Here is a 9,707-nt window from a genome sequence, read left to right as displayed (position 1 = left end):
CCCAGACCACAGGTTGTTCCTGGCGGTGGTGGCTCACACGGAGAGCCTCACCTAATAACTATGGACGGACAAAAATACGATTATCAAGCCGTCGGCGAATTTGTTCTTACCCGCACCAAAAACCGTCAATTTGAAATTCAAGTTCGACAAGCACCCTACAAAAACCGCAACAACGTTTCTATAAACTCCGCAGTCGCTATGAAAGTCGGTGATGCGAGAGTGGGAATTTATGCAACTGGTTTCCCCGATGACCAAACAAAAATTCCTCTGAGAATTGATGGTAAACCCGTTGAGCTTAAGGGCACACAAAACCTTGCGGGTGGAGGTAGTATTACTCAGAATGCAGGTACAAGTTGGACTATTCAATGGCCGACAGGAGAAGTCGCCACCTTTGAAATTGCAGACCCTGGTGGTTCTCCCATGATCGATCTATCGACAGGTTTAACAGAAAATGATCGAGGTCAATTAGAAGGATTACTCGGTAACTTTAATGGCAATCCTTCTGATGACTTTATGACTCGTGATGGTCGTGTTATTCCCCAAAATCAAGAAGCGATGGATACTGCCCGATCTGTATTAAATAACTTTAATATTAATCGCTGGATTCCGATTCCAATTGATCCCTTAACTGAAGCGTTCTTAGATACAATTCATAGTCAATTTGGCAATAGTTGGCGAATTTCTCAAACTGAATCACTGTTTGATTATGCCCCTGGAAAAAATACGGGTAGTTTCACTAATCCTGCCTTTCCCAATGGTTTTGTCATCTTAAGAATGCTGGCTCCTGATGCCGTTGCTAAGGCAGAAGAAGCTTGTCAAAAAGCTGAAGTTCCGAGCGATCGCTTAGAAGGTTGTTTATTTGATGTTGCGGTCACAGGTGAAACAGGTTTTGCCCGTGTTGCGGCTAACTTCCTGAAAAATAAAGTTCGTGAACGAGTCGAACGGGAAATTCGCAACCGAATTCCAATTCCAGTTCCTTTACCGTTCTAATTCTCACAGATAACCGTTATAAACCTTCCCCTACAGGCTTGTAGGGGCGGGTTCGCCGACCCATTTTGTCAACTATCAATAACCTTAATAAACCCGCCCCACCCAAAGAGGATATAGTTGCTTATTTGTCAACTATACAAATGAGCAACTATAAATTATTCTATGATAATAAATATTCTATTTTATCCTTAAAAAAAAATTATTAATAGTGAAACTGCCCAATGGTCATCTTGTTATCCCGTCAAAAAGTGAGGCAAAAACAATGCAAACAATTAAAGACCTAGATATTGTTGCTTTAACAGAAGACATAGAAGCAACCTATTTTGAAACTAAAGAAATAATTAAATTATCTAAAGGGCAAGTAGGAACAGTGGTGATGGAATTTGATGGCAGTGCCTTTGAGGTAGAATTTTCTCATCAAGATGGCACAACTTATGCAATGGAGACGATTCCCGCTACAATGTTAATGCTTTTACATTATGAATTAGTAGAATCTGTAAGTTAGCGCGAACCCTGCTCCTAGACCCTGATTTAATTATTGTTAGATGTAGAGGTGGATTAGTTTATAATAATATTTTGTTTCCCCGTTTGAATGTTAGAACGATTAATTGTGCAGACTCAACACCGACCTATTGCTGTCGATTTATTTGCGGGTGCTGGAGGAATGACCCTAGGCTTTGAACAAGCTGGGTTTGATGTTTTAGCCGCAGTAGAACTTGATCCGATTCATTGTGCAACCCATGAATATAATTTTCCTTTTTGGACGGTTTTATGTGGCAATATTGAACAGATAAAAGGATTAGAAATTAGGAATGATTCTGAAATTGGGGAGCGAGAGATTGATGTTGTATTTGGGGGGCCACCTTGTCAAGGGTTTTCTTTGATTGGGAAACGAGCGTTTGATGATCCTAGAAATAGTTTAATGTTTCACTTTATTCGATTAATTCAGGAATTACAGCCGAAATATTTTGTTTTAGAAAATGTTCCCGGTTTAACCATTGGTAAACATCAGCAATTTATGGCTGAAATTATTGAGACATTGCATAATAATGGGTATCAAGTCGTAGAGCCTTATCAAGTCTTAAATGCTTCTTATTATGGGGTTCCTCAAGATCGATCTCGTTTATTTCTTTTAGGATGTCGGCAAGATTTACCTTTACCGAGTTATCCCCCAGCCATAACTAAACCCCCAAAGGTTAACCCTAAATTAGAGGAGAAATTCAACCATCTTCTTCCCTGTCCGACGGTTTGGGATGCTATTGGAGATTTACCCGAAATTGAACAATATCAAGAGTTAAAATTAAAAGATTATACTTTTGTAGAGTATAAGAAACAGAGCCAATATGCTAAAATATTGCATAATATATATCGATCAAATAATGATTATTCTTATCCTCGAATTTATGATCGAAATTTATTAACTTGTAGTTTGCGATCGCAACATAACCCTACATCAATTGCGCGATTTGAAGCCACAGAATGGGGGAAAATAGAAAAAGTTAGTCGATTTTATAAACTCGATCCCAACGGATTATGTAATACTTTAAGAGCCGGAACACCGAGTAACCGAGGCGCGTTTACTTCCCCTCGTCCTATTCATCCCTATTCTCCCCGTTGTATTACGGTGCGAGAAGCCGCGCGGTTACATTCCTATCCTGACTGGTTTAGATTTCAGGGGACAAAATGGCATGGATTTCGACAGGTTGGAAACTCAGTTCCCCCGTTATTAGCAAAAGCGATAGCGGCTGAGATTATTCGTGTTTTAGGGATTAATTTAACTCCACCAATAGAAGAAAAACGATTAGGAAATGATACGTTACTGTATTTGAATCGATTACAAGCGGCCAAATGGTATAATGTTGATCCTAATATTATAGAACCCCGAAGAAGAGAAAATAAAAATAAAGTTTAAAAAATCAGGTAATCCCTGGTAAAATTAAAGAAGATAAAATAAAATTTAGTTCATCAGTTCCCCTAAATCTTATGGTTAAAACAATTAGTTATAGTGATTTAGATATTGCTCCCTATATTGACCATACCTTACTCAATCAAACCGCAACCCCGGAAGAAATTCAACAGTTTTGTTATCAAGCAGAACGTTATAAATTTGCTTCCGTTTGTGTATTTCCTAGTTATGTTAAACTTGCTAAAGAACTACTGCAAGGAAAACCGCCAAAAGTCTCAACGGTGATCGGGTTTCCAACGGGAGCCACAACCTCTAAAGTTAAACTCTATGAAGCTCAAGAAGCGGTTGAAAATGGAGCAACGGAATTAGATGTTGTGATTAATTTAAGTTGGTTAAAAACCAATAAAACCGAGGAATTATATCAAGAAATTGCTGAAATTTGTGAAGAAACGGGGCAAACGGTAAAAGCTATTATTGAAACGACAATTCTCACAGAAGATGAAAAACGCCTAGCCGTTGAAGTGTTAATGGATGCGGGAATTGCTTATATTAAAACCAGTACGGGTTGGTATGGAGGAGCAACCGTTGCCGATATTCAACTGATTAAATCCATTGCTAAAGGACGAGTAGGAATTAAAGCTTCTGGTGGAATTAGAACCTACCAACAAGCGGTTGATTTAATCATAGCTGGAGCGACTCGTTTAGGCACTTCTCGTGGTGTTGAGATTTTGACTACAAATATCCAAGAAGAAGATAGTTACTGATAACGGATACCCAATAACAGATTATCAAAATTCAATGAATAAAACTTATATTGCTACGGGGATTAATTTAAAAGGGAAACCTTTTGGAGAATCCGATCGCCTTTTAACCATTTTAACGCGAGAATTTGGATTAATTCGAGTGATTGCGCCGGGAGCGAGAAAAGCGAAATCGCGGTTAGGGGGACGCAGTGAATTATTTGTTGTTAATCAATTATTAATTGCTAAAGGGCGATCGCTTGATAAAATAACCCAAGCCGAAACTCTAACCACCTATTCAGGATTAGGCAAAAATTTAGGCAAATTAGCCGCGAGTCAATATTTAGCAGAAGTGGTGCTAAACCAAGCTTTAAGCGACCATCCCCAAGAGGATTTATTTGTTTTACTAAATGAACATTTAAACCGTTTACAAAGTCTCCCCAATTCTCCCTTAATCGCCCATTCTACCCAAATTATTGCTAGTTTAACTCAAGGTATTTTTCATCTTCTCGCCTTAGCCGGGACAGCCCCCCAAGTCCAATTGTGCTGTTTAACTCAACGTCTGCTGCGTCCTAATTTTACCGATGAACAGTGGCGAGTAGGGTTTAGCGTAGATGCGGGAGGAATTATTAACCTGTCTGAGTGGACAAAATTACACCGTCCCTCTTCTCCCCAACCTCAAAAATCGACTCCAGCCACCTCAAAATCCCCCACTGTTGCTGAGTCGGGGAACTCTTACACCATTGAAACAGTTCCTCAACCCAAACTCAAGATTAATACCAAACTCACCGCCCCGCAATTAGCCATTTTGCAACAGTTAGCCCAACCGCAACTCCTGGACACCGGGGCTTTATCTTTTTCTCCCTCAATTTCCGCCTTTGATTGGATGACGGTAGAACGGATATTACGACAATATACAGAATATCATTTAGGCTATCCGATCCGGTCAGGGTTACTGATTGATACCTTTACCCACCAATTTATTGTAGACCCACCGTTTTAAGAATTGGTTCGGATTTCTCTCCTGGGTTTTGCTCAGAGTGACGCGAGTGATCCAATTGATCATTAAACTGTTAAGGAGAGTGTGAAATCATGAGAAGCCCTGAACGGAATTTTCCGCCTCCAGGAATTCCCGTGATTTTTCCCTCAAGCCTGACTCCTTTGAGAATGCTGCTTTAATAGTATGTATGATGCGATCGCAAGATTTAGAAAAACAGTTTAAATTCCATCAACCCTGGGCCACCATGAAAGATTGGGAGACTGACTCCTTGTTAGAAATTCCCGCTTCTACCTCCGTAGAATTAGACCCAGTAAAAAATGGGCATTCAACGCCTTCTTTTCCCCTCGTTTCTCCAGAGGTCGAGGACACTGGAACTAAAAACAATGGGAGTCTTCCTGAGCCGCCCCAAGATGAGGAAAAACGAGGATTTTTACCTGTTCTGAGAAATAAGAATTTTCTGGCGCTTTGGAGTGGACAACTGTTCTCCCAATTGGCCGATAAAGTGTATTTAGTGTTAATGATTGCGATTATTTCCACCCGCTTTCAACAGGCTGATCAAACAATTAGTGGGTGGGTATCAGCCATTATGATAGCATTTACCATCCCGGCGGTTTTATTTGGGGCGGGAGCGGGGGTATTTGTTGATCGATGGTCAAAAAAAGCCGTTTTAGTGATTACTAATTTATTACGAGGGGGGTTAGTTCTGGCTTTACCCGTCGTTTTGTGGCTATTCCAGGGTCAACAATTGGGTCAATTACCCGTTGGGTTTTATATTTTATTAATCACAACTTTTTTAGTTTCTACTTTAACTCAATTTTTTGCACCTGCTGAACAATCAGCGATTCCTTTAGTTGTTGAAAAACGGCATTTATTATCCGCAAATTCTCTTTATACAACAACCATGATGGCTTCCGTCATTGTCGGGTTTGCGGTGGGCGAACCTTTATTAGCTTTGGCTGATTTCATGGGTAATTTACTCGGTTTTGAAGCCATAGGTAAAGAATTGATTGTCGGCGGAGAATATGTCATTGCTGGGTTAATTCTGCTGTTGTTAAATCCAAAAGAACAAAACAATAATTCTCCCCATGAACAACCCCATATTTTAGCAGATTTGCGGGATGGAATTCGATATTTAAGCAATCATACCTTAATTAGGAATGCGTTATTACAATTAATCATTCTATTTTCAATTTTTGCAGCCTTAGCCGTTTTAGCTGTACGTTTAGCGGAAATTATTCCTGAAATTAGTTCCTCCCAATTTGGCTTTTTATTAGCGGCTGGAGGGGCGGGAATGGGGATTGGAGCAACCATTCTCGGTCATCTCGGTCATCGGTTTGCCCATTTCCAACTGGCGTTAATGGGTTCTCTGGGTGTGGCAAGTTCCTTAGTTGGGTTATCCATTTTTAATCAACAATTATGGCCGACTTTGAGCTTGATTTTATGCTTAGGAATTTTTGGGGCTATTGTTGCTATTCCCATGCAAACCACTATTCAAGCTGAAACCCCGGAAGAAATGCGCGGGAAAGTTTTTGGACTTCAGAATAATGCGATTAATATTGCCTTAAGTTTACCTCTCGCCTTAGCGGGATTTGCTGAAACTTTAATAGGATTATCTAATGTGTTTTTAAGTTTAGCAGGATTAGCGATCGCCGGGGGTTTCCTGACTTGGTTAATCTCTCGAAATGCTCCCCATCTTGCTGAATAATGGATAACTAACTGCTCACTTTATTAAAGGTCAATTATGGACGTTAAAGCCGCCGTTGCGTGGGAAGCTGGAAAACCTTTAAGTTTAGAAACGGTTCAACTTGAAGGCCCAAAAGAGGGAGAAGTTTTAGTAGAAATTAAAGCAACCGGAATTTGTCATACCGATGCTTATACCCTTTCCGGTGATGATCCTGAAGGGTTATTTCCGGCTATTTTAGGTCATGAAGGCGCCGGAATTGTTGTTGAAGTGGGTGCTGGCGTTAAAAGTCTGAAACCCGGAGATCATGTGATTCCTTTGTATATTCCCGAATGTCGTCAATGTGAATATTGTTTAAGTTTTAAAACCAATTTGTGTCAAGCCATTCGGGGCACTCAAGGCAAAGGTTTAATGCCGGATGGGAGTAGTCGTTTTTCTAAAAATGGTAAAATTATTCATCATTATATGGGAACGTCTACCTTTTCTAATTATACCGTTTTACCCGAAATTGCCTTAGCCAAAATTCGAGAAGATGCCCCTTTTGATAAGGTTTGTTATATTGGTTGTGGGGTAACAACGGGTCTGGGTGCTGTGATTAATACCGCTAAAGTTGAACCCGGTGCAAATGTGGTGGTTTTTGGCTTAGGGGGGATAGGATTAAATGTGATTCAAGGGGCAAAAATGGTAGGAGCTAATAAAATTATTGGTGTCGATCTTAACCCTGCTAAAAAAGAAATTGCTGAAAAATTTGGGATGACCCATTTTGTTAACCCAACAGAAATTGAAGGGGATTTAGTCTCTTATTTAGTTGAATTAACCCAAGGCGGCGCGGATTATAGTTTTGAATGTATTGGTAACGTTAAGGTGATGCGTCAAGCCTTAGAATGTTGCCATAAAGGTTGGGGCGTGAGTGTGATTATTGGGGTCGCAGGTGCGGGTCAAGAAATTAGTACCCGTCCGTTTCAATTAGTGACGGGAAGAGTTTGGAAAGGAACAGCTTTTGGCGGCGCAAAAGGTCGGACGGATGTGCCTAAAATTGTGGATTGGTATATGGAGGGGAAAATTAATATTGATGATTTAATTACCCATATTATGCCTGTTGAGCGAATTAATGAAGCGTTTGACTTAATGCACCAAGGAGAATCAATTCGGACTGTAGTAACGTTTTAAACGGGATTTCGATGGGGAGCAAACAGAATAATCATAGTACCCACCAGACAAATTGTTGCTCCCAGTAAATCCCATTGATCGGGTTTGACTCCTTCAACTTGAAGCCAAAAATATAAGAGAATATTAACACTTTTATCGGTTATGAGCAGGAAAGAGAATTGGATTTTGAGGATGAGTTTTGAGAAGGACAGGTTAAATGATTAGAACCAAACCAGGGATAAAAATTAGCATCCCACTCCGCAGCCGGGACAAACTCAACAAACAAATCCATTAAAATTTGATTCACCCTTTCTGCCAAAAATTGATTGGCTAACCAATTATAGGTTTTTTCAAAATCTCGATCCCACTCTAAATAAACAGCACCGACCACCGCTTCAAATAGTTCCGCTAATATTTTTTCTTGTTCAAAGTCGGGTTTTAACGGATAATTTTTCCCCAAATCACTTCCCTGATCAAGATTGATTTTTATCGTTAATTGTGCTAAAATAGCAGGACTAACCAAATCACTTTTGAGGAGAATCCGGGTTGCTGATCCTAAATGGGAACAGTGCAGATATAAATAATCATCCACCATCTGACTAAATAAGTTAGAACCTAAACGATTAATTCCCAAATATTCTAAGGTTCTCGACTTTTGTTGTTCCCGGGTTAACTCTACGCTTTCTGCAATAGCATCAGGATGAGTTAAGGCAATTTCTAACAATTCTTGATGATGAAAAGCCTTGATTCCAAGTTGGTGTTTGACAAAATTTGAATTAATCATGATTCGAGAAAAATTTAAAGGTTAATTAAAAGTGATCTACAGGATATTAAAGAGAAGTTACGGAAAACCAGAGTTTGCTTTTCCGATTGATAAAATAAGTTTGGAATTATGCAGAGGGTTATGGTCAACCGCCAACCTCTACCTATTGGGAGTTTACAAATGATTGCTGTCCTGAACCCCATCAGTGAAAGTTTATGCTTTGGCGGTAAAGTAGGCTTCTATCGCCATTTTTCCGCAACTTGTGATAGCGAGATGGGATTTTCCGTCTATCAACCGCCCCAAGCTCAATCTCACCCTGTTCCCGTACTTTACTACCTTTCAGGGTTAACCTGTACGGAAGAAAACTTTACGATTAAAGCCGGTATCCAACGATTAGCTGCAAAATACGGCTTAATGGTGGTTGTACCCGATACCAGCCCCCGCAATACGGGAACCCCAGGGGAAGATGAGGACTGGGACTTAGGAACTGGGGCGGGATTTTATCTCGATGCGACGGTAGAACCCTGGAGTCGTCATTATCAAATGTACAGTTATGTCGTCGAGGAGTTACCCCAACTCATCGCCGAACAGTTTCCAGCTATTCCGAATAAACAGGGGATTTTTGGTCATTCTATGGGGGGACATGGGGCTTTAGTTTGTGCGTTACGCAACCCTGAACAATATTTATCCGTTTCTGCTTTTGCTCCCATTCTGGCGCCGATGCGTTGTCCTTGGGGTCAAAAAGCGTTTAAAGCTTATTTAGGAGCAAATCAAGAAGAGTGGCGTAATTATGACGCCAGTGAATTAGTCCAGCGAGGACAATTTAATCAGCCAATTTTAATTGATATTGGTACGGCTGATCCGTTTTTAACTGAACAATTATTACCGGAAGTCTTTGAAAGAGCTTGTGCAGCCGTTGGGCAGGTTTTAACCTTACGAATGCAGCCCGGATATGATCATAGTTATTATTTTATTGCAACGTTTATCGAGGATCATATTCGTCACCATGCGAGTTCATTAACTTAAATTTCTAAATTAAACCCGAAATAATATTAATACTCATCGCTAAACCAGGAGGGAAGCAGAAACGATGAGATTAAAGAAAATAGAGCCGATAAAAGCAGCCGCGAGCGAATTCTCCATTGGTGGGGAAGTTTCCCTCTCATCAGAGTGGGTGTGGATTTTTCAGGTAAGGTCATCAGCGATAGAATTTATTTAAACCTACCTATTTTCTCTTAAATTTAATTTTTATTCTGTCATAGCAAGTAACAGAACACAGAGGAAAAGATTTTACTGTTTAGGTTGGTTACATCAGCATGAGTTAATCACCGTGTTGGTGGGACTGCTGGCTACTGACTGTACCGTTTAAATCCTTCCTGACTCATCCGTTTGATTCCTCATTGTAACTTTTTAGACTAATAATTGCTGTTTAGCAAAGCTTTTGCTTTATGATCAAACTAAGAGTTAAACCTTGATCA

10 protein-coding genes are annotated in these 9,707 nt (G+C 40.1%); 8 read left to right on the top strand and 2 right to left on the bottom strand.

Annotated elements, in window-relative coordinates:
* The 7 genes from IQ236_RS14795 to IQ236_RS14765 form a co-directional block, all read left to right on the top strand.
* A partial coding sequence (locus IQ236_RS14795) for a VWD domain-containing protein (RefSeq protein WP_193869944.1) occupies positions 1–990 on the top strand: 990 nt, incomplete at its 5' end.
* Positions 991–1,252: 262 nt separating this feature from the next.
* The gene (locus tag IQ236_RS14790) at positions 1,253–1,495 is read left to right on the top strand and encodes a DUF4926 domain-containing protein (RefSeq protein ID WP_193869943.1); all 243 of its coding nucleotides are present in this window, start codon (positions 1,253–1,255) and stop codon (positions 1,493–1,495) included.
* Positions 1,496–1,582: 87 nt separating this feature from the next.
* Positions 1,583–2,902, top strand: a complete 1,320-nt coding sequence (locus tag IQ236_RS14785) for a DNA cytosine methyltransferase (RefSeq protein WP_193869942.1) — start codon at positions 1,583–1,585, stop codon at positions 2,900–2,902.
* A gap of 71 nt (positions 2,903–2,973) precedes the next feature.
* The gene (deoC, locus tag IQ236_RS14780) at positions 2,974–3,660 is read left to right on the top strand and encodes a deoxyribose-phosphate aldolase (protein ID WP_193869941.1); all 687 of its coding nucleotides are present in this window, start codon (positions 2,974–2,976) and stop codon (positions 3,658–3,660) included.
* Positions 3,661–3,694: 34 nt separating this feature from the next.
* A complete protein-coding gene (gene recO, locus IQ236_RS14775; protein WP_193869940.1) occupies positions 3,695–4,639 on the top strand; it encodes a DNA repair protein RecO in 945 nt (314 codons plus the stop codon).
* 184 nt (positions 4,640–4,823) lie between these two features.
* Complete coding sequence (locus IQ236_RS14770) at positions 4,824–6,341, top strand: MFS transporter (RefSeq protein ID WP_228041651.1); 1,518 nt, start codon at positions 4,824–4,826, stop codon at positions 6,339–6,341.
* 36 nt (positions 6,342–6,377) lie between these two features.
* Positions 6,378–7,487, top strand: coding sequence for an S-(hydroxymethyl)glutathione dehydrogenase/class III alcohol dehydrogenase (locus IQ236_RS14765; protein ID WP_193869939.1), 1,110 nt, complete (start codon positions 6,378–6,380; stop codon positions 7,485–7,487).
* Here IQ236_RS14765 and IQ236_RS28345 read toward each other — a convergent pair.
* On the bottom strand, positions 7,484–7,609 hold the full coding sequence (locus IQ236_RS28345) for a YnfA family protein (protein WP_407676155.1): 126 nt from the start codon (positions 7,607–7,609) through the stop codon (positions 7,484–7,486). The genes IQ236_RS14765 and IQ236_RS28345 overlap by 4 nt on opposite strands.
* Positions 7,610–7,626: 17 nt before the next feature.
* Positions 7,627–8,250, bottom strand: coding sequence for a ribonuclease III domain-containing protein (locus tag IQ236_RS14755; RefSeq protein ID WP_193869938.1), 624 nt, complete (start codon positions 8,248–8,250; stop codon positions 7,627–7,629).
* 159 nt (positions 8,251–8,409) lie between these two features.
* Between IQ236_RS14755 and fghA the strand changes: the two genes are divergently transcribed.
* Positions 8,410–9,255, top strand: coding sequence for an S-formylglutathione hydrolase (fghA, locus tag IQ236_RS14750; RefSeq protein ID WP_193869950.1), 846 nt, complete (start codon positions 8,410–8,412; stop codon positions 9,253–9,255).
* The last annotated feature ends 452 nt before the right edge of the window (positions 9,256–9,707 follow it).

Origin of the sequence: Planktothrix mougeotii LEGE 06226, from assembly GCF_015207485.1 — a bacterium.
Lineage (GTDB): Bacteria > Cyanobacteriota > Cyanobacteriia > Cyanobacteriales > Microcoleaceae > Planktothrix.
This window is presented reverse-complemented; position numbering and strand designations above follow the sequence as displayed.

Bases quoted from the DNA above. Each gene is read 5' to 3' on its own strand.
- IQ236_RS14790 (WP_193869943.1), top strand. From the start codon at position 1,253: ATGCAAACAATTAAAGACCTAGATATTGTTGCTTTAACAGAAGACATA.
- deoC (WP_193869941.1), top strand. From the start codon at position 2,974: ATGGTTAAAACAATTAGTTATAGTGATTTAGATATTGCTCCCTATATT.
- IQ236_RS14755 (WP_193869938.1), bottom strand. From the start codon at position 8,250: ATGATTAATTCAAATTTTGTCAAACACCAACTTGGAATCAAGGCTTTT.
- IQ236_RS14765 (WP_193869939.1), top strand. From the start codon at position 6,378: ATGGACGTTAAAGCCGCCGTTGCGTGGGAAGCTGGAAAACCTTTAAGT.
- fghA (WP_193869950.1), top strand. From the start codon at position 8,410: ATGATTGCTGTCCTGAACCCCATCAGTGAAAGTTTATGCTTTGGCGGT.
- IQ236_RS14785 (WP_193869942.1), top strand. From the start codon at position 1,583: ATGTTAGAACGATTAATTGTGCAGACTCAACACCGACCTATTGCTGTC.
- recO (WP_193869940.1), top strand. From the start codon at position 3,695: ATGAATAAAACTTATATTGCTACGGGGATTAATTTAAAAGGGAAACCT.
- IQ236_RS14770 (WP_228041651.1), top strand. From the start codon at position 4,824: ATGATGCGATCGCAAGATTTAGAAAAACAGTTTAAATTCCATCAACCC.